Source organism: Psychrobacter sp. NZS113 (assembly GCF_015864825.1).
GTDB lineage: Bacteria > Pseudomonadota > Gammaproteobacteria > Pseudomonadales > Moraxellaceae > Psychrobacter.
On the sequence record NZ_JADYWL010000006.1, the window covers coordinates 47,601 to 68,954 of the forward strand.

Annotated in this window: 18 protein-coding genes; 12 read left to right on the forward strand and 6 right to left on the reverse strand. The window is 40.2% G+C overall.

The features are described 5' to 3' along the window. Positions 1-425 precede the first annotated feature (425 nt). The 4 genes from I6E61_RS09995 to lpxC all read left to right on the forward strand — a co-directional run bounded on the left by I6E61_RS09995 (position 426) and on the right by lpxC (position 5,437). Positions 426-1,220, forward strand: coding sequence for a cell division protein FtsQ/DivIB (locus I6E61_RS09995; protein WP_197134091.1), 795 nt, complete (start codon positions 426-428; stop codon positions 1,218-1,220). A gap of 179 nt (positions 1,221-1,399) precedes the next feature. Continuing rightward, on the forward strand, positions 1,400-2,692 hold the full coding sequence (gene ftsA, locus I6E61_RS10000; RefSeq protein ID WP_197134675.1) for a cell division protein FtsA: 1,293 nt from the start codon (positions 1,400-1,402) through the stop codon (positions 2,690-2,692). A gap of 249 nt (positions 2,693-2,941) precedes the next feature. Continuing rightward, on the forward strand, positions 2,942-4,147 hold the full coding sequence (gene ftsZ, locus I6E61_RS10005; RefSeq protein ID WP_197134093.1) for a cell division protein FtsZ: 1,206 nt from the start codon (positions 2,942-2,944) through the stop codon (positions 4,145-4,147). A 372-nt stretch (positions 4,148-4,519) separates the two neighbouring features. Beyond that, positions 4,520-5,437 carry a UDP-3-O-acyl-N-acetylglucosamine deacetylase gene (lpxC, locus tag I6E61_RS10010; RefSeq protein WP_197134096.1) on the forward strand — a complete coding sequence of 306 codons (918 nt, stop codon included), beginning with the start codon at positions 4,520-4,522 and terminating at the stop codon, positions 5,435-5,437. Positions 5,438-5,735: 298 nt separating this feature from the next. Here the strand turns inward: lpxC and I6E61_RS10015 are convergent, their stop codons facing one another. Next, the gene (locus I6E61_RS10015; protein ID WP_197134099.1) at positions 5,736-6,251 is read right to left on the reverse strand and encodes a hypothetical protein; all 516 of its coding nucleotides are present in this window, start codon (positions 6,249-6,251) and stop codon (positions 5,736-5,738) included. A 249-nt stretch (positions 6,252-6,500) separates the two neighbouring features. Between I6E61_RS10015 and I6E61_RS10020 the strand changes: the two genes are divergently transcribed. Further along, positions 6,501-7,229, forward strand: coding sequence for a CHAP domain-containing protein (locus I6E61_RS10020; RefSeq protein WP_197134104.1), 729 nt, complete (start codon positions 6,501-6,503; stop codon positions 7,227-7,229). A 181-nt stretch (positions 7,230-7,410) separates the two neighbouring features. Here I6E61_RS10020 and I6E61_RS10025 read toward each other — a convergent pair whose 3' ends face one another. Both I6E61_RS10025 and I6E61_RS10030 read right to left on the reverse strand, forming a co-directional pair. Further along, positions 7,411-8,142 carry a hypothetical protein gene (locus I6E61_RS10025; RefSeq protein WP_197134107.1) on the reverse strand — a complete coding sequence of 244 codons (732 nt, stop codon included), beginning with the start codon at positions 8,140-8,142 and terminating at the stop codon, positions 7,411-7,413. A gap of 229 nt (positions 8,143-8,371) precedes the next feature. Further along, positions 8,372-8,680 (reverse strand): YhbY family RNA-binding protein, encoded by a 309-nt coding sequence (locus I6E61_RS10030; protein WP_194197660.1) that lies wholly within the window; start codon positions 8,678-8,680, stop codon positions 8,372-8,374. 323 nt (positions 8,681-9,003) lie between these two features. On the opposite strand from I6E61_RS10030, the gene I6E61_RS10035 reads away from it, so the two are divergent. The 7 genes from I6E61_RS10035 (at position 9,004) to I6E61_RS10065 (ending at position 16,644) form a co-directional block, all read left to right on the forward strand. Then, the gene (locus I6E61_RS10035; RefSeq protein WP_194197661.1) at positions 9,004-9,636 is read left to right on the forward strand and encodes an RlmE family RNA methyltransferase; all 633 of its coding nucleotides are present in this window, start codon (positions 9,004-9,006) and stop codon (positions 9,634-9,636) included. Between the two features lie 385 nt (positions 9,637-10,021). Then, complete coding sequence (gene ftsH, locus I6E61_RS10040; RefSeq protein ID WP_197101570.1) at positions 10,022-11,917, forward strand: ATP-dependent zinc metalloprotease FtsH; 1,896 nt, start codon at positions 10,022-10,024, stop codon at positions 11,915-11,917. A 156-nt stretch (positions 11,918-12,073) separates the two neighbouring features. Next, entirely contained in the window at positions 12,074-12,973 is a 900-nt protein-coding gene (gene folP, locus I6E61_RS10045) for a dihydropteroate synthase (protein ID WP_197134110.1), read from the forward strand. A gap of 130 nt (positions 12,974-13,103) precedes the next feature. Next, a complete protein-coding gene (locus I6E61_RS10050; protein ID WP_197134113.1) occupies positions 13,104-13,382 on the forward strand; it encodes a succinate dehydrogenase assembly factor 2 in 279 nt (92 codons plus the stop codon). A gap of 34 nt (positions 13,383-13,416) precedes the next feature. Further along, positions 13,417-13,869 carry a hypothetical protein gene (locus tag I6E61_RS10055; protein WP_227685783.1) on the forward strand — a complete coding sequence of 151 codons (453 nt, stop codon included), beginning with the start codon at positions 13,417-13,419 and terminating at the stop codon, positions 13,867-13,869. Between the two features lie 269 nt (positions 13,870-14,138). After that, positions 14,139-14,852 carry a YidB family protein gene (locus I6E61_RS10060; protein ID WP_197134116.1) on the forward strand — a complete coding sequence of 238 codons (714 nt, stop codon included), beginning with the start codon at positions 14,139-14,141 and terminating at the stop codon, positions 14,850-14,852. A 334-nt stretch (positions 14,853-15,186) separates the two neighbouring features. Next, complete coding sequence (locus tag I6E61_RS10065; RefSeq protein WP_197134119.1) at positions 15,187-16,644, forward strand: anion permease; 1,458 nt, start codon at positions 15,187-15,189, stop codon at positions 16,642-16,644. 329 nt (positions 16,645-16,973) lie between these two features. Here the strand turns inward: I6E61_RS10065 and I6E61_RS10070 are convergent, their stop codons facing one another. The 3 genes from I6E61_RS10070 to trmB all read right to left on the reverse strand — a co-directional run bounded on the left by I6E61_RS10070 (position 16,974) and on the right by trmB (position 21,106). Beyond that, positions 16,974-18,119, reverse strand: a complete 1,146-nt coding sequence (locus tag I6E61_RS10070) for a regulatory protein RecX (RefSeq protein WP_197134122.1) — start codon at positions 18,117-18,119, stop codon at positions 16,974-16,976. A gap of 40 nt (positions 18,120-18,159) precedes the next feature. Next, positions 18,160-19,218, reverse strand: coding sequence for a recombinase RecA (gene recA, locus I6E61_RS10075; RefSeq protein WP_197134125.1), 1,059 nt, complete (start codon positions 19,216-19,218; stop codon positions 18,160-18,162). Positions 19,219-20,254: 1,036 nt separating this feature from the next. Beyond that, positions 20,255-21,106: a tRNA (guanosine(46)-N7)-methyltransferase TrmB gene (gene trmB, locus I6E61_RS10080; RefSeq protein ID WP_197134128.1), complete on the reverse strand. Its 852-nt coding sequence runs from the start codon at positions 21,104-21,106 to the stop codon at positions 20,255-20,257. Positions 21,107-21,354: the final 248 nt, after the last annotated feature.

The following is a 21,354-nucleotide window of genomic DNA, read 5'->3' on the forward strand; positions in this document are numbered from 1 at the left end:
AGCTGCGTAGGTGAATTGAAAATGTTATCAATGATACTGGTCACTTTTTATTCATAATGAATAGTTTTTCTTGAAAATAATCGAGTTAATGTATCACTAGAGATGCTATATCACAACTTCATGTAAACTTGTGTAAATTCGCTGTTGCCAGTAAGGGTTAGGCTATTGTTTGACTATGAAATACGTTAATATTGCATATTGTGGTTATATCTTGATGATGTTTAAGTTTTTATAAGAAAAAACCATAAGTTATCTATGAATTAAGAAAAATGTTACGTTTAAATATGCGTAATAGCATCATATAAATTGTTTTAGCCAAAGACTTTGATAATATATCGACTTAATAGCTCTCTGCATAATGTATGTAGACTGACATCAATAAATAGCATAAGCCGTTTTATGCAAATATAGGGACACAGGTCGTTATGGCTCAAACTGTCAACGAGGTAACTGACTTGATGAGTGATACAGCCCGTCGCCCAAAATCTAAGCTACAAGTACCAAGTTTAGTCAAATATTTATTTATGGCAATGGTATTGGGGTTACTTGTACTGATATTGATCATGGGTGGCAAGGCTTTACGTGATGCGCCTCCAGCTGCGATCCATGTCAATCATAAAGGTTTGACAGGCGTTCAATATCAGTCATTACAACAAGTCATGGATCAGCAGAAGGTAAGCAGTTTTTTTACCTCTGATTTGCAAGCATTAAGAGACATCACGATAGGTCTGGCTTGGGTGGATCAAGTTAGTGTTTCTCGTGATTGGCAGCGCGGCATCGTGGTGACTGCACTACCTAAACAGGCCGTTGCTAATTTTGGGACAGAACGTTTGGTTGATGCAAAAGGTACGGTTTTTGTCCCTGCTGATACTAAAGATTTGACGCAAGAAAAATTTGCTACTCTGCAAGGTGAGATTACCCAAGCACCAGTTATCATGCAACAGATGCAGCAAGTCAACGATTGGTACGCACCACTAGGTATACAAGTTGAAGATATTATTTTGTCACCCAGAATGACATGGTTGATTCGCTTTAATAATGGATTACGCGTCATCGTTGACAATGAAAACACTGCGCAAAAGTTACTGAACCTGAGTCAGCTACTTGGCAATCAACTAAATGCGCGTCGAGACCAAATACAATCAGTAGATTTGCGTTATAAAAACGGCTTTACCATTTCTGGAGATATGGTACAGCCAAAGAATGATGAAGCACCATAGTTATAGATATAAGCGAAAACTGGTTAATGTTTTGGCTTCTGGTTTGAGCTGTTTTTTTGAACCGTTTTAATAGTATTTAGCACTGAATACACAACATTATAGTGTATTGATAGCGATTTTTTAATGATCTAATGGAGACGTCATTTGGTCTCCTGTTTAGCGATAATTTGTCTGGTACCATGAAAAATACTGAAAATCTGGTTGTTGTCCATTTAAGTGCCACGGCAGTCTATGTCGTCATTGGCAATGTTGTCTCTGCAAAAGACATTCGCATCTTGGGCGTTGGGCAAGTTAAAAATAGCGATTTTTATCAAGGTCAAATAAAGCATCGTGAGCGTTTGCAAGGTGCTATCAAGCAAGCTATTCAAGAAGCAGAAGATACTGCCAATTGCCGTGTGCATAGTGTTTGGTTGACATTGGCAACACCCGAACTGTCTAGCAAAAATAGTGCAGGTGACGTGCAAGTGGAAGAAGAGGCTGTCCGTGCCAAAGATATGGTACAAGCACTATCTAATGCTAAGTCACATGATCTGCCACCAGACTATTATTTGATGCACTGCTGTCAGCAAGGTATTTACGTCAACGATCAAGATTTTATGGTTGATGATGCTATCGAAACAATGGCGCATAATATCACCGTGATGTATCACATGATGATGATGCCAGTGTCTAGCCGTCAAAATATCCAAAAATTACTGCAAAGCTGCGATGTCGGTATTGACCATATTGTCTTCGATGCAGTGACAAGCGCTGAATATAGCTTGATGAGCGATGAGCGTCAACAAGGTGTATGCTTGGTAGATATTGGTGCGAGTACCACCAGTATCTGTGTTTATAAAGAAAACAAACTGATATTTACCCACTGTATCGCAACGGGAAGCCATGAAGTGACGATGGACATCTCAGCTGACTTTGGCATATCAATGATTGAAGCCGAAAAGCTCAAAAAGACTCATGGTACTGTCGATGTTAATAGTGTTGATCCTAGCTCGTTCTTTATCTTTAAACCGCAAGGGTCAGGCGATGAGATTAACATTGGTATTTATAATCTAGCTCGCATTATTGAAGCTCGCTATGTTCAGATATTTACGGAAGTGGCTCGTCAATTACATGACGCAGATTTGATTGGTTATATAGACAAAGGTATCGTTCTCACTGGTGGTGGCAGCGTGGTTAAAGGTATGATACCTTTTGCCAAAAAACTGCTTAAAATGCCGGTGGTACTGACCAACATCCATCCTGCTATCAGTGCTTATAATCATTTTGATAATGATGAATCGTTCAAGCAGCTGAATATTCAGGTAAATGATCGTGCTTACCAGACAGCATTTGGTACGCTACTTTACAGTCAGAGCGAACAGTTCCGTCGTAGTGAAAAGAGTGAGCCTGAAGCGATTCAAAAAAATCGAGTCACTGGTGTTTTTCAAAGTGCAGGACAACGTTTTGCTAGTGTACTGAAAAAGATATTGTAGGTTTTTTGGTATAATGCAGAAAGTACTAGCACTCTTATAGCGTACACCTAAATTATTTAAGCAGAAAACGAAGTAATATAAAAAGTAATACCCTTTGCGATGATGACCTATTGTTATCTATGCTGAAAGATTTAAGTCATAACCCTATTTTATTTAAATACATTTATATATAGTATGTCGATAGTGCGCCATATGAGTGCGTTACCACGTATCAATCATCACGCTATCTGCAACTGGAGAATCCTTTTTATGTCAAAATACACCATGCCAGATGATAACCAGCTTCAAAACAATGGCCAAGCGAGCTTCACTGTATTCGGTGTGGGCGGCGGCGGCGGTAATGCAGTTGAACATATGGTACAACAAGGGATTAGAGGTGTGACATTTGTTTGTGCTAATACAGATAAACAAGCACTTGATCGTTTAACAGCGCCGCATAAACTACAATTGGGTGCAAAGACGAACCGTGGTCTAGGTGCGGGTGCCAATCCAGAAGTCGGACGTGAAGCAGCAGAAAGCGAAGAAGAAGCTATCCGTGCGTTACTTGAACATGCAGATATGGTATTTATTACTGCGGGTATGGGCGGCGGTACAGGTACTGGTGCAGCACCTGTAGTTGCTCGTATTGCTAAAGAAATGGAAGTGTTAACAGTTGCCGTAGTGACCACACCATTTAAGTTTGAAGGTGGCAAACGTATCAAAGCGGCTAAAGCCGGTATTGAGCAGCTAACCAACTTCGTTGACTCTATTATCACTATTCCAAACGATAAGTTGATGAGTGTCTACGGCAATATCTCTATGCAAGATGCCTTTAAAAAAGCAGATGATGTGTTATTGCATGCGGTTCAAGGTATTGCTGAAACCATCGCTAGTGAAGGTATGATCAATATCGATTTCAACGATATCCGTACTGCTATGACTGCTAAAGGTCATGCGATGATGGGTATTGGCCGTGCAAGTGGTGATGATCGTGCACGTCAAGCGACTGAAAAAGCTATTAGATCTCCATTACTTGATGATTTACGTTTAGAAAATGCCAAAGGTCTACTGGTCAACGTGATTTCTTCTGAATCACTATCATTAGATGAGATGAGCAAGATCAGTGTTATCGTTGAAGAAATCACTGATATTGATGATGCTCATATTTTCTATGGTTCAGTTATCGACGAAAAAATGGGTGATGACTTGCATGTGACAGTCATCGCAACGGGTCTGACTCTAGATGAAAATGCGGGTCAAGAACCTGAAGTAGTGGAGCAGCCAGTGCCTTCTGTGAACAGCACTCAGCCTGTTGATCCTAATGTACATACCAGTGCTTTGAACAGCCAAAAGCAGTCACACGCTCAGTTGTATCAAGATACATCTGCCACGGTACGTTCTAATGCACCTCAAGAGCAGGCTAAAACAAAAACCAACAGTATTCAAGACTATCTAAAACGCCAACAAAACAAATAGTGTTTTGAGATGTTTTTACATAGAGTAAAAAAGCCAGTATTCAATTGCTGGCTTTTTTATGGCTGTAAATAAAGTATGTCTGTTTGCAAAGGCATTATTCTATGACTTTTTATTGATAGCAGTATTAATTTAGGAGTCGCTGACCATCAATAAATAGTAATTTGGAATATTTTTCGATGATAAAAATAGACTTGAATATGGCTGTTTATATAGAGACAGTTGTGTCAGTAGCGCATAGAAATAGTTTCAGTTTGGTGCGATAAGTGTTATCAATCAAGGAGATAAGGAAAATAGCGAGTTTTAACTGTGGCGAACTAGGGGTTTGTAATGGTACACTATGGCAATTGTAACAAAATATGTGAGAAGACAGTCATGAACCAAAGAACCATAAAAACTGCGATAGCTATTACAGGTACTGGTCTTCATAGTGGTCAGCCTGTTGACTTAGAATTTCATCCGCAACCGATAAATACAGGTATTGTTTTCGAGCGCTCTGATATCGAAGGCAGTCAACCAATTCCAGCCAGTGCCTTTTTAGTACAAGACACCATGATGTCATCCAACCTAGTATTCGGTGGTACACGAGTAGGTACGGTTGAGCATCTATTGAGTGCGATTGCTGGACTTGGTGTAGATAACCTTTTAATCCGTGTCTCTGCTTCAGAGATACCGATTATGGACGGTAGTGCTGCACCTTTTGTTGCCTTGCTACTTGATGCAGGGTTTTGTGAACAAGACGCTTTAAAAAAGTTTATTAAGATAATAAGACCAGTACGCGTAAAAGTCGATGATAAATGGGCAGAGTTGCGCCCTTATGAAGGATTCGAGTTAAATTTTGAAATTGATTTTGATCATCCTGCTATCGATAAGAATTTTCAACATGCACAACTGCAGCTTTCAACGCAAAATTTCATTGAGCAATTGAGTTCAGCGCGTACTTTTGGATTTTTACGTGATATTGAAGCATTGCGCCAGAATAATTTGGCATTAGGTGGCAGTATGGATAATGCCATTGTCATAGATGAAGCCAATATTCTTAACGAAGAAGGTTTGCGTTTTAATGATGAGTTCGTCCGTCATAAAATTTTGGATGCGCTAGGTGATTTATATCTGATTGGTTATCCAATTTTAGGTCGTTTTAACGCTTATAAGTCTGGTCATGCATTAAATAATTTATTAGTGCGTGAAATATTATCAGATCATGATAACTTTGAAATTGTAACTTTTGATGACAATGTAACTTGTCCTATCGAATATCTTCCTCTAAAAGGGATGGCTGTTGAAGGATGAAAAGAGGAACATACACGAAGTATCGAAACATTGACGCAATATTACATATGTCTACGATAATTACATTCCTATAATATTCTTTAATTTAAATATATAGCCGTAATTGTTTTAATAATTCTGCTTTAGAGTAGAGAATACAAAAGCTGTAGAAATTTTTCTAATCATCTGTCGGTGATATTCATAATATGAATAGCGCCGACAGATGATTTTTTTTGTTCGCTTCATTACAAAATATCAGCGTTGTTGGCCAGTTTTTACGTTTTTATTTACATAACTTTACATGTTAGGGTCATGTTTTTTAGGAATTTATCAAGCGCAAAAGTGCTTTTTTGAGTTTTTCATCAGTGGTGACATGCTCTGCAGCCTGTGATATAGTCCGCTTTATGTTTTGGCTAAGGGCCTGATTTTCATTGGCTTTCTGAGGCTTTGACAAGACTGCAGATGATGTTGATGATTGTTTAGATGAATAATTATTAGCCGATTTGTTAGCCACCACTACGCGGATTTGCTTGAGTTGTTTAAATGTAATGGACTGCTCTGTCAGTACCTGCAAATAAGAACTTTGCAAATAACGTATATGATTAGCAGCAGTCATCGAGCCCACGCTAAGAATTAATTGCTCAGAAGTGAAGCCTACGACCCAACAGGTATTGAGGATTTCCTCAGGTAGACAGTCTACCAATAGCTCTTTTACTTCATTGGTCGTTTCTATATATAGCCTCATATTATCAGCAAGTGTTTGGGGTAGCGCGCTACCAGCAAAAGATTGATGATCGATAAGTTGGGCAAGCCGGTTAGGCTGTTTTTTTGACATCGTAATGACTCATCTAATAGGTGACAAAATCGATATTCATAACAGACATGCTAAAGCGATATATGGCAAACGATTTACATGAGAGTTGACTAAATGAATGCTGATAGCAGCATTAGTCACTACAGAAGAAAGAGCAGGCTGTTGTCATAAGGATTTTATCATGTTTGTTTAATGATAATGTCCACTAAATTAATTGATGCTTCGTCAAGGATGACGAGCTGTCTTGCATTAACAATAGGTAGTAAATTTATGAAACAAGCTTTATTAATTTTGTCAGTATTGGGAATGGGTATAGCACAGACAAGTGGTGCTGTCGAAACAACCTTTCAACCAAATAATACCTTGAGTCATACCACCACAAATATCTCTACTTCTGCGACCTATGGTTCTAGTCGTAATATCTATAGCACGAACAGCGGTGCTCACGTATATAGTAACGATGAGATCAGCCAAGCCATTGATAATCTAAGTGCACATGCTAAGCAGAAAGAATATCAGCTTGCCTCGCTAACCAGCCGCCTATCTTACGAGCAACGTCAGCAACAAGCAAAATCAATTCCAGATCGTTTTTCTGCCCCTGCTATTGCAGCAGCAAACGCATCACGCGTCGCTTTATCTAGAAGCTCTGGCTACTGTGCTCGTTATGTACGTAAAGCACTACAATCAGCTGGCTACGAATTCACGCCGAACCCTTCAGCTTATCAATATGCCTCTCGTGGCACATTAGCCCAAGCAGGCTTCACCAAAATCAGTAACGACATGCAGCCACAAGTTGGTGATGTTGTAGTCTATAACCGTACTTCAAGTCGTCCACATGGTCATATCCAGATCTTTGATGGCAATGACTGGGTATCTGATTTCCGTCAAAACAGCATCAGCCCGTATAGCGGAAATTATAGCTATACGACATGGCGTGATTCGCAGTATGTTGATGATGCATCAGACCGTGGCATTTATCTTGCAATGGCTGACAAATAAACACCAGTCAAACGAAGTAAGCACCAGTTAAATAAAACTAAAGTTTTCTCTAAACTCAGTAATGTTCTTTATGACATTGCTGAGTTTTTTTATATTTCAAACATTAAGTTTAAATGAGAGTAACGCTTAGAGACTTTTCTACTTGAAGGGCTGTTCAAGTAGTGTCATGCATATGATATAGCTAAAGTTCAAATCTTGACCAGTACTGGCGATTATGAAAATCAGGTGGCGAGGCATGACTGGTTGCGTAGTATAAAGGCGTCTTGTCCAACCACAAGATGACGCATGGATGTATTTGCTCAATGATAGTGTTATTGATGGCATATTTTAGATGCGTGTCAGACAGCTGAGTCAACGACACGTTGAAGCTTAGCTCGTACTTATAACTATTCGGTTTAAGGGGGTCAGGTGCTCTAAGTAAATGTGTGTTTGCAGACGTGCTGTGTGGCTTGGGCTTGTTAATCCACTCAATAGAGGCACGCGTGTGTCCATCAGCTTGATACAAAGGTGACGGTGGTAATGTTGCAGGGTTGCGATAACTCTCAAATTGATAGAGTGCGTAACGACCATCTGGGTTGGCATTAATCTCAACATAAGACGTTGTATCATTGGTAACAGTATTAGAGTTAATTGTGTTACCAGTGATAAAGCACTCAAGGCAGGTCTCTTCCCATAAGTAATCAGCAAAGCCGACCCGCTCAGGTTGCCATGTTGGCCAGTCCAATTTATCTGCCAGCATTTGGTTGGGCAAAGTAATGTGGTAAGTCAGCTGTAAACATACCTTAGGGTATTTAACAATATGAGCACTTACCTGCACACAGATACGCTTGAGATCATCGACAGTTACGCCAAGTTGTTGTGCATCACTTGCTATCGTTTCGTTTGCTATGTGAAGGTCAAAGGTTTGATTCATAATTTGATAAGACTTAAAAATAATAATGAGAGAAATTAGGGCGTGTTCAACAGGCACTATATTTATAATGCGATTTGGTATTATAAAACAGGCAAATCGATGAGAGTAGACAATATAAAAGCCGCGAGCAAGTTGCATCGCGGCTTTTAGGCTTTATCGTAAGGATTTAACTGTGATATAAGATCTTACGGGATGATATTTCTTAAACTAAATGTGCCATCACAAATTACTATGCGTGACGTGCTAGGTTAGATAGTTTTGGATTGGCATTCGGGTTTTTACGTAGCAACAATGCCATACGACCAATAGAGTGAACCAAAGACGCATTAGCTGCTTTAGCAAGTTCAGCGCCAACGATGTCACGCTCTTCTTTCGTGCCAGCAGGCAATTTCACTTTAATAAGTTCATGATCTGTTAGAGCACGATTGATTTCTTCAGTGATGGTTGGGGTAATACCTTTATTGCCAATCATGACAATCGGTTTTAGTTCGTGACCAATGCCTCTTAGGCGTTTGATTGTAGCGTTATCGAGTTCCATAGAATTCCTAAGTGTTGATAAAAATAAATGACAGTGCTATTGAGAGCAGTTGATGACCATTATAGATAATCTGTGGTCAACTTGCATGAGATCAGCAGGATTTTGCACGATTTTACGTGATGAAAATGTTAAACTGAATGTTTAGCCACATTATAAACGCTACTGTCTTATAAAACAGTGTTTTAACCAATAGAATTTGTTCAGTTCAAGACAAGAGAACAAGTTGATGGTCTGATTGAGTCCATCTTTAAAGCATTTTATAAACGTAGTGGCTATTTCATAAGTATGTATTAGTGTTTTGCAAAGCAATAGGAGCAGGTATTTTGGCCACGCGTATCGAAAATAAAAAATTGTCAAAGAGTAGTAGCGCTTGGATGAAAGAGCACATTGACGATCACTATGTGCAAAAGGCTCATAAAGATGGCTATCGTGCCCGTGCTGCCTATAAATTATTAGAAATCAATGAAAAAACCAACCTGATTAAAAAAGGTATGACGGTTGTAGATTTAGGAAGTGCCCCTGGTAGTTGGTCACAAGTGGCTGGTCAGTTGGTAGGTGAGCAAGGCATTTTGATAGCCTCTGATATTTTGGCTATGGATACTTTGCCTGATGTTACCTTTATCCAAGGTGATTTTCGTGAAGCAGAGGTGTTTGATAGCATCATGGCAGAAGTTGGTGACAGGCAGGTCGATGTGGTGTTGTCTGATATGGCGCCCAATACGGCAGGTAATAGCGCGATTGATCAGCCGCGTATGATGTACTTATGTGAATTGGCCGTGGATTTTGCTTTGGCAACCTTACCAGAAGGTGGCGCGCTCATTATGAAAGTGTTTCAAGGTGAAGGAACACAAGAATTACGCAAGCAGATGCAGCAGGATTTTAGTAAAATCCGTAGTATCAAACCAGGCGCTTCTAGGCCGCGTTCAAAAGAGATGTTTTGGATAGCGATTAAATAGTTTTAACTTTGATGAGTTATTGCCATTGTAAGCGGGATATTGTGTCACCATTAAGTATATCTATTAAAATATTAAAAACGTTACAATCGTTGATTGAATAATAGCGATACCTGCTTGAATTATGCAGGTTAGTACCACATATCATGGTATATTAACTTTGTTTTAGGCAAAGTCGTCTGACAATAAGCGCTTGATAAGCTCATCTACGATAGATTCATATATCATTGATATTTATAACTTGTTAAACCTGTTTTTAAGACATTTGACATGTATAAGCCCCAATCAGAAAATTCTGACATTGATAGGTTTATGAAAAATGAGCGATACGTTTATAGACGTCACGTGTTTAATAGACACACCAATAAGTAAGGGATGGGAATAACTAGTGAGCGACATGGTAAAAAATACCTTATTGTGGCTGGTGGTAATCGGCGTTTTAGTGCTGGTGTTTAGCGGCTTCGATCAATCATCTGAGCCGGATAGCCTTAACTACTCTGAATTTGTGACCGCTGTGTCAGAAAACCAAGTAGCCAGTGTTGAAATTGACGGCGAAGAGATCACCGGCGAGAAGAAAAATGGCTCAGCTTTTGAGACCATTAGACCTGCTGTATCAGATGATGAGCTGATGCCACTGCTACGTGAAAACCAAGTCGAAGTTCAAGGAACTGCACCAAAGCGCCAAAGCGTATTGATGCAATTATTGATCGCCAGCTTCCCAATTCTATTGATTATTGGTCTGTTCTTATTCTTCATGCGTAATATGCAAGGCGGCGCAGGCGGAAAAGGCGGCGGCCCTATGAGCTTTGGTAAATCAAAAGCTAAAATGCTGACCGAAGATCAAATCAACGTCAACTTTGAAGACGTGGCTGGTTGTGAAGAAGCCAAAGAAGAAGTCGTGGAAGTGGTTGAGTTTTTACGCGCTCCAGATAAATTCACGAAGCTAGGTGCGACCATTCCACGTGGTATCTTGATGGTAGGCCCGCCGGGTACTGGTAAGACGCTACTAGCAAGAGCCATTGCTGGTGAAGCTAAGGTACCTTTCTTCTCTATCTCAGGTTCTGATTTCGTTGAGATGTTCGTCGGTGTCGGTGCATCACGTGTACGTGACATGTTCGAACAAGCAAAGAAAAGTGCACCATGTATCATCTTTATTGATGAGATTGATGCAGTCGGTCGTCATCGTGGCTCTGGTATGGGTGGCGGTAATGACGAGCGTGAGCAAACACTTAACCAGTTGCTGGTTGAGATGGATGGTTTTGAAGGCAATGAAGGTGTTATCGTTATTGCCGCAACTAATCGTGCTGATGTGCTTGATAAAGCATTATTGCGTCCAGGTCGTTTTGACCGTCAAGTACAAGTAGGCTTGCCAGATATCAAAGGCCGTGAGCAAATCTTAAAAGTTCATTTGAAAAAATTACCAAACACGATTAGTGTAGATGCAAGTTCTCTTGCTCGTGGTACACCTGGATTCAGTGGTGCACAGCTTGCCAACCTTGTAAACGAAGCCGCATTATTTGCAGCACGTCGTAACAAGACCAGCGTCGATATGAATGACTTTGAAGATGCAAAAGACAAGCTGTATATGGGTCCAGAACGCAAATCAATGGTGATACGTGAAGAAGAGCGCCGTGCGACTGCCTATCATGAAGCAGGTCATGCGTTGGTAGCTGAACTACTACCGGGTACAGACCCTGTGCATAAAGTTACTATTATGCCTCGTGGTTTTGCCCTTGGTGTGACTTGGCAATTGCCTGAGCACGATCAGACCAGTATGTATAAATCGAAAATGTTGAGCGACATTGCTATTTTGTTTGGTGGTCGTATCGCCGAAGAAGTGTTTATCAATCAAATGTCGACGGGTGCTTCGAACGACTTTGAACGCGCCACCAAAATGGCACGTGCGATGGTTACTAAGTACGGTATGTCTGATGCACTTGGTATTATGGTGTACGAAGATGATGACAACTCACAAGGCTATTTCGGCGGTGGTGGTCGTACGATCTCTGAAGCCACTCAGCAAAAGGTTGATGAAGAAGTACGCCGTATGCTAGAAGAGCAGTACGATATCGCTCGTGAATTGATTGAAGCCAATCAAGACAAAATGCATGCCATGGTTGAGGCTCTCATGAACTGGGAAACTATCGATCGTGACCAACTACAAGATATCCTAGCAGGTGAAGCGCCGCGTCCACCGAGAGTCTATCAGCATAATGAAGTCAATTTGTCAAAGAATGACATCAAAACAACGGGCACAACACCACCACCATTACCAGCGATGTAGCACTTAGTTTATAGATGTTCAATAAAAAAGCCCTTTATATAAAGGGCTTTTTTATTGTCATTGTTTTATGAAGGATTTAGGGCAGAGTAAGATTTACTGTTATCATGAGCATAGACAGTAATAATTAAAATTGTTCTTATGAGAGATAAATGGGTTATGTCATTATTCCAAGCCTTACCTAACTATAAGATATCTAGTCGTGATAAAACTTTAGATTTATCCGTGCCTCATATTATGGGTATACTTAATGTCACGCCAGATTCGTTCTCCGATGGTGGGCAGTTCAATGCGGTAGATAAAGCCATTCAGCACTGTCAGAAAATGATGAATGAAGGCGCGACTATTATTGATATTGGTGGGGAATCTACTCGCCCAAATGCTGATACTGTTGCTACTAGTGACGAGATGCAGCGTGTTGTACCTGTTGTTCAAGCCATTAGGCAATCTTTTGGGAATGATATTTGGCTGTCTATTGATTCCAGTAATCCAGCAGTTATGGAAGCCGCATTTGAAGCCGGTGCTGACATATGGAATGACGTACGGGCTCTGAAGCGTGAAGGTGCTGCTATGATGGCCGCTAAGCTTGATATACCAGTCATGCTCATGCACATGCGCGGTGAGCCAACGACGATGAATGACTTGGCACAGTATGATAACGTGATCGATGATGTCAGTACCGAGCTATTAGCCCGTATTGACGAGGTAGTCAGCATTGGCGTCAAGCGTGAAAAAATTATTATCGACCCAGGTTTTGGCTTTGCGAAAAACTATGAACATCACTGCGCACTATTAAGCCAGCTTAAGCAGTTGCAGAAACTAGGACTGCCAATGATGTTTGGCATTTCACGTAAGCGGTTTTTAGCAGAAGTACTGCGTAAAAGCGATGTTGAAGCAGTGGCCAATACTCAAGCAGCAGAGCGTGATGCAGCAGGAATGGCAGCAGGCATTTTTGCATTACAACAAGGTGCGGGCATCATTCGTACCCATAACGTGGCCATAATGCAGCAAGCAGTAGCGCTATGGAATCAGTTGTCTGAGTATGATCGACATCAATAGATATTTGTACTCGTTTACGCTGTTGTCCAATGCTATAAGTGTTTTATGCTTTATTTAAAGAAATAAAAAACGATTTTAGAAACATCTAAATACACTATTAAAAACTATTTAAATTGACGAAGGTAGCTTTATGACCACCACACAACCAGAACCAACCAATGAGCAACGCCGCATTATTTATCAAGCCCGCCGTGGACTCAAAGAGTTAGATTTTTATATTGATCCTTATGTCAAAGAGCTATATTTGACAGCTTCGCCTGAAGAGCAAAATACATTTTCAGAGATGTTAACTCATGAAGATCCTGATTTATTAGATTATTTCACCAATCAAAATCGTCCAGAAAACGAAGACATATGGGCGCTAGTGAATAAAATTAAAACATGGCGTCATACTAAAGACTTGGCTTAATGCTTTATATTTACTGTGGCACTCAAATATAACTATGGCAACTTCGCTACGTATTGATACTGCTATTCAGCCTGCTAGCTATTTGCGCGTGTTGCTGTATATGAGTTTAGCAAGTGCTATGGTTATGCTGGCATGGCTTGCTACTCTAAGCGTATGGCAATATATCATTATCTTGATAGTGGCAGCAGCGGTTACCGGTTATTTGATACTGTCACGACCTAGACTGCTGCATATGAGCCAGCCGCCCTTGAGTCAGCGTGTTGATAGAGGGTGGCAGCTGATGATTAGAACCAGTCGTGGTGATGAGCTGTGGCAGGCACAGATGGTCGATGTCCATAATTATCGGTGGGCTATGAGCTTTGAGTTCGATATTGTAGAACCTTATCAACGTTCTTTATCAATAACAATATTTCGTGATCAAGTGAGCGCTGAGCAATGGCGAGAATTGAATGTTTTAGCCAATGTGAGCTCTGCTAAGAGGAAGTAAGCGGTTGTTATTTTAATCCTTATATTTCAGTACTAGTATTTTCGCCTTTTCAATTTTAGCTTTTCGTTATAAGGTTAAGGCTAATGAGTGATCACAGCTTATAACAAAACAGCTCTCTCGATAATGAAAGCAATTTGTTATCTTGTAAAAGTAACGTGTTTCGTTCAAGAGCGCTCTACAGTCGTCGTATACTAACTAAATATCAGTATGTTGAGACAGAGTAGAGATTCTTTGATAATAAATAATATGATAAAAAAAAGGAGTAGAGTATGAGCTTGTTAGGGAGTTTAGTGAGCCAAGTTGCCCGTAGTGCGATGAAGCCAGAAAGTACACAGCGTAGTCCTATCGACCAAAGCGCGAACTCGCGTGGTACTGGTGGTTTAGGTGATATATTAGGTAGTGTATTGGGAGGAAGCAATCAGGCCAGTGCCAATAATCCACAAAATAATCGTCAGGCTGACAATGGTTTTGGTTTGGATGATATTCTAGGTGGTCTGACTGGAAGCACTCAAAGCGGTGGTATGAGCTCAGGTGTTGGTGGCTTAGGAGATATCTTAGGTAGTGTATTAGGTGGTAGTCAAAACCAAAGTGGTGGCTTTGGTGGCAAAGGCATGCTGATAGCTGCATTGATGCCAATGGTACTTAGTTGGATCAAGCGCAATGGTGGCTTGAGTGGTGCACTATCGAAAATTACTGCTATGGGTCATGAGAGCAAAGCGCGCTCTTGGATGAGTAGCCAAGAAACTAACGATATCCTTAATCCTAATGATATCGATCGTTTGTTTGATGAAGATGAGATCAAACAAGTAGCTGCGCATACCGGTGCTAATGATGCAGAAGTACGTCAGGGCCTCGCTGAATTACTGCCTGAAGTCATGAATCAGCTGACACCGAATGGTAACTTAGATACTGAAAATGAAGCCAATGAAGAGATTGACCAGATTATTAATCAGTTATCTAGTCGATTGAATACCTTTAAGTAGTCTTTTATAAAGTAAGTTTCTATTTGCAAAATTAAACATGTCGATGAAAACTGAACAAAAAATAGTCCGTCACTAGACGGGCTATTTTTTTATGGCTTCTATATCAATACCATATTTAACAGAATAGTTATCATTAATTTGTCTTTTAATCTAAACAGATATGTTAAAAACAGTAAACAATAACATAAGGGTCATATAAATCTTATAAAATAGCTAAGACGATCACTTAAATTATGGCCGTAGTCCCGTCATCTTAAGAGCACTGAACTATAAGAGCATTGAACTAAAGGTACACTCATCTAATCGTCTAATGATTTTATAAGGATTTTTATTTATGCCATTTAAGCCTGTTCAAGCGGCTGTTGCTATTTTAGTTGGTTTGATAATTTGGTTTGTCATTCCTGTGCCGACGGGTGTGACACCAGAAGCGTGGCATATGCTGGCACTATTCATCGCTACCATTGTTGCCATCATAGGAAAGGCATTACCGATTGGTGCCATTGCTATTATTGCCGTGACTTTAGTTGCATTGACAGGCGTCACAAGTGATAGTCCAAAGCAAGCCATTAGCGATGCCTTATCAAGCTATTCAAGCCCTCTGATTTGGCTAATTGGTATTGCGGTCATGATATCGCGTGGATTAATAAAGACAGGCTTGGGTCGCCGTATCGCTTACTATTTCATCTCTATCTTTGGTAAAAAAACCATTGGCGTGGCTTATTCCTTGGCCGCTGCTGAGCTGATGGTGGCACCCATTACACCGTCTAATACGGCGCGTGGTGGTGGTATTATTCACCCTATCATGAAATCCATTGCACAAAGCTTTCATTCGACGCCAGAAGAAGGCACTCAAAATAAAATTGGTCGCTATTTGGCGATGGTGAATTATCACGCCAATCCTATTACTTCTGGTATGTTTATTACTGCGACGGCCCCCAACCCTTTAGTCGTAGAGCTGGTGAATAAAGCGACGGGTGGCGATATTCAGCTGTCGTGGATGACATGGGCAGTGGCGATGTTTATCCCTGGTATGCTTTGTCTGATCGTCATGCCATTAGTTATTTACCTGATTTATCCTCCTGATGTCAAAGCAACACCTGATGCCAAAAACTTCGCAAAAGATAATCTGACAGAAATGGGTAAAATCAGCACCCACGAAAAAATAATGCTCGGTGTATTTGGTCTTATGTTGGTATTGTGGGCTAATATTCCTGCGTTAATTTTGGGTGAGCAGTATAGCGTTGATGCCACCACAACCGCCTTTATTGGCTTGACGACATTGATATTGACTGGTGTATTGACGTGGGATGACATTCTCAAAGAGAAGTCTGCATGGGACACTATTGTTTGGTTCGGTGCCCTGATTATGATGGCTGCTTATCTGAACAAGCTTGGTTTGATTAGTTGGTTTGCAGGAAATATTGAGTCTCTCATTGGGACGACTGGGGTAGGTTGGATAGGTGCAGTGACAATTCTGACCTTAGTCTATCTATATATACACTATTTTTTCGCTAGTACCACAGCCCACATTACCGCACTATTTGCAGCATTTTATGCGGTCGGCCTGACATTAGGCGCGCCGCCAATGTTATATGCTTTAATCTTAGCTGCAGCGGGTAATATCATGATGACATTGACTCATTATGCGACTGGTACAGCCCCTGTAATTTTCAACTCTGGCTATGTGACGTTGAAAGAGTGGTGGAGTATTGGTGCGATTATGAGTGTGGTTAATTTAGTTATTTGGATAGGCGCTGGTTTAATTTGGTGGAAAGTGCTTGGTTATTATTAATAGACTATCTAAATCTATAGTCATTCCACTATAAAAGTATTACTGCGTTAACCTCGCTTGAAGTATTTAACATACATCTACACTCGGTTGCCTTGTACTACTTTTAAATTGAATCGACTACATTGTTTTATCTAGGGCGTGTCTTCATTTTAAAAACGGTGATAAAAGTGAGATAAATTGCCTTCAAACAAGAAAAATAGTGCAGATAATATCGGGATATTAACTAGCTATTTGACGTAGTTTGGCAAGATTTAGCCATTTTTAGCTCATTTAGATGAATATCGAGTGAATTGAAAACACGGCCTAGTCAATATATAGGTGAGTGTTGGTTAAAAACGCTCATCTAACGTATCTAATGTATAGTTAAGCGCGGCAAAACATATATCGGTATTGAATCCTCTATATTGTAGAAACCGAAGCTGCTTGGCTTTGTCTTTTTGTTCAACAGGTATATCATCGCCGTATTTCTTAGTACGTGCTGTGACAGCCAGTTTCAGCCAGTCTACGCCATCGACCAAGTTGTCATCATTGTCATCTACAAATTCGCTAAATTCCTCTGACTCAGTATTGGCCATATCAATCAGCTCATCGATATTACCAGGCATAGCAATTTTCTTACGATAAAATTCTTGCTTAATACGACCGCGTCCACGGCCTTTACGAATATTTTCACGTATTAGCATCAGAGTAGTGCGGTAATCGCTTTGATAACCTTTCTCCTCGAATTCATCAAGGAGCGAATCAACTTTCTCTGGATCTTGTTCCTTATCGATGAGTTTTTGCTTGAGCTCAGATTTGCCATATTCACGGCGCGACAAATAATAAAATGCCAACCAACGTAAGCGGCTTTCGGCTTTAATCGCATCGATCTCTGCTTGTTTCTGTTCAGGTGTACGTAGATAAGCTTTGAGAGCAGCTGGTATATTATCGTTTTGATTGTCTATGTCGTTATCATCAATAGTCGAAAGCTCAGCTTCATTTTTTGATTTTCTCAAAGACAGATCAGTGCTACGACCATTATCTGTTGCTAAGCTATTATCTATCTCACCTCCATGAACGTTATGCTTAACTTCTGCTAGCATCTCTTTAATACTTTGCGCTTCAGGTGGCAGATAAGTAGGCACATTACTAGGCTCAGGGCTAAAGTTAGCCGCTGGATGAAAACGTTTTTCTCGTTTCTTACGCTTTTTATGTTTGGAAGTTTTTTGATTGATAGAGGAAGAGAAGAGTGAGTCGTTCGATTCTATGTCAGCAGTAGAAACACTAATTAACGAGTCACTTATTGGTAAGTCATTAGCTATAGATTTGTTTTTATTTGAATAGGTAGGTCGCTTGCCATTTTTACGAGGTTTGTGCGGCTCATCTTTGTATGAGTGCTTAGCAGGCTTAGTATGTTTTTTTGGTCGGGTATTAGGAGAACTCGCTGAATCGGTGTCCGATTCAGCGAGTATTTCAGCTAAGGTTTTAATTTTCATAATAAATCATGATAATTGATAACAGTTATTGATCGCTTCGTTATTGTACAGGTTCAGCACCTGATTTTTCTTTGGCTTCGTCAATCTCTTTATCCTTCGCACTCTTTTTTGACCCAAGTTTTTCGTCACGAATCTTGTCTTCGATTTCTTGAGCAATCGCAGGGTTCTCTTTTAAGAATAATACAGAGTTGGCTTTACCTTGACCGATTTTTTCGTCGCCATAGCTGTACCAAGAGCCTGCTTTGCCAACCGCACCAATCTCAACGCCCAAATCAATGACTTCGGCTAAGTGGTTAGTACCTTCGCCGTAAGTGATTTCAAATTCGGCTTGGCGGAATGGAGGTGCCATTTTGTTTTTGATGACTTTAACACGGGTCTGGTTACCGATGATTTCATCACCATTTTTCACTGCACCAATACGGCGAATGTCCATACGTACAGAGGCGTAGAACTTCAAGGCGTTACCACCAGTTGTGGTTTCTGGACTACCAAACATAACGCCGATTTTCATACGAATCTGGTTAATAAAGACCACCATACAGTTAGAGCGTTTGGCATTACCTGTAATCTTACGTAGGGCTTGGCTCATCAGACGTGCTTGCAGACCCATATGTGAGTCGCCCATCTCGCCTTCAATCTCAGCACGCGGTGTCAAGGCGGCAACTGAGTCAATCACGATCATATCGATTGCCCCTGAGCGAACCAACATATCGGTGATTTCAAGCGCTTGCTCACCATTATCAGGCTGTGAGAGTAGTAGCTCATCCGTGTTTACACCTAGCTTGCGTGCATAGACAGGATCGAGCGCATGCTCAGCATCAATAAAGGCACAGGTACCGCCTTGCTTTTGACACTCTGCAATGGCTTGCAGGGTCATCGTTGTTTTACCTGAGCTCTCTGGGCCGTAGATCTCAACGATACGGCCTTTTGGTAGACCACCAATACCAAGCGCAATGTCTAGACCTAATGAGCCTGTCGATACGACATCGACATCCATGATAGCTGAGTCATCACCTAAATGCATGATGGTGTTTTTACCAAACTGCTTCTCAATCTGACCAAGTGCTGCTTTAAGTGCTTTGGCTTTATTGTCGTCCATACTAGATTCCTTATTTTCAATCATTAATGTAAAACTATCAATTTCGGCGTTATACGTAATATATTTGTACGATAGAAAGTAGCGGCTCAATAGTGCGGGTTGCCACTTAAATAGGAAGAAGCATTCAGCATCTACCTAGGATAAATAGGTTGTCATCTCGATGAGATAGACAGTAATGTTTATTATGTCACCTTACTATACAGTAAAATCAAATCGTGAGATAAGCAAAAATAAGTTCATAATTAGCATTTGTTGGCATGGCTATTAAGCCTTGCTGTACATGCATGTCACAAATATTTTCTCTTAAGTACTATTGATTGGGTAGAGTAATTATAACAAATTTCAAAGGTCATTTAGTGGATCGAGTGACGGTAGACGACATTAACTGTCGCATTATATATAGCTGATGGTTTGCCTAAAATAATGAAAATAGGAACTATTATTTTGGACAATATAATGGTACTGTTTGTCAATAGGCTTAAGAGTTGTCCACAGCAGACAAAGCCTAAAAATTCACGAATTGTGAAACATCGCCAGTAATGAAATTTTATTTTAATAATATTAAAAATAATTTTAAATAGTTACTAGGTTAATGTAAGTATATGATTTCTAATAATTTTTTAATTGTACAAAAAATGAACGATTTTACCTTACCCTTTAAGTTATCTAGGGAATTTCTTGTCAAGTGGTGACTTATACACAGGGTTATCCACAGCTTATGGGGAGAACTCACCAAACCCTTATAGCATCGATGTTTGCGTAGATTATCGATATGGAATAATCAAGAATTAATACTATTGTCACAATTGTCAAAATATATATTTAGCCATAAACCACAGGCTAAGGGCTATGTTTCACGTATTAATATTTTATAAGTTTTTTTTATAAAAGTAGTGAAAGCTCCTAAAATAAGGCTTACAGCTGATAATTTATCAATAATTAATCTGAAAACCAGTAAATGCTCAGTTGTAAAGCAAAAAAAGCGGCTAAATATATTAGCCGCTTTTTTAGGTCTATCACAAATATGTTATTAGTATTAATCTTTGATATAGATTAAATCCCATACGCCATGCCCACGTTCTAGGCCGCGACGCTCAAACTTGGTCATTGGACGAAAGTCAGGACGATCGGTGAAGTTACCTGCACCCGCTTGATTGGTCAACCCTGTAAAACCATCTAATACCTCAACCATCCAAAATGCATAATGCTCCCAGTCTGTCGCCGTATGAAACCAGCCACCTTGTTTTAAGCTGCGAGTGACGATGGTCATACGTTCCGCACTGACAAAGCGACGCTTGTGATGACGCTTCTTTTGCCATGGATCAGGGAAGTAAAGTTGGATACGGTCGATATGATTTTCTGGTAATTGCTTGAGCAACTGAATAGCATCGCCGTTGATGATTTTGACGTTTTTTAAGCCTTGTGTGCCTGCCATATAAGCACATTTACCAATACCAGGCTCATGCACTTCGACACCAACAAAGTTGCGGCTAGGCTCTGCTGCTGCCATTTCAATAAATGAAACACCCAGTCCAAAACCAATCTCTACCGTAAGTGGCGCTTCACTACCATTAGGGCTATCAGCGAATAATGTGCGTAGATTATTGATACCCTCTAAATTGCCATCACCAAAACTGTTATTGACTAGATACTCAGAAAATTCTGGAGCAGTCAGTGCCAGTTCAGCATTCTTATTCATGTGCGTACGTCGTTTCATAAACGTATTGACGATACGAATATGTTTGCCTTCTTCAGGCGCTATCTCATTACCAACACTGTCATCAATGTCAGTATCAATATTGCTTTCAATACTGGTGCTAAGGTTTGTTTGCTCATCAGTAGTACTCGTACTATCGATGTTATCGTTAATATCAGGATGTTGACTCATAGGATTGACAAGACTTAATAAAATGGGTGATGTACGCTTATTATAAGTTAAATCTATACAGCTGTGAACGGACAATGCTTTTTTAATACGCTTATGCTTAACCTACCATGAAAGAGTCAAAGCGTTAATCTCGTTTGACGTATTGCAGATATATTCGTAATTGGCTGCCTTGTACTTCTTTTACATTGAATCAACTATATTTATCGGTCGTTTACTATTCTGTACAGCGGTTTTGGCGTTATCATATA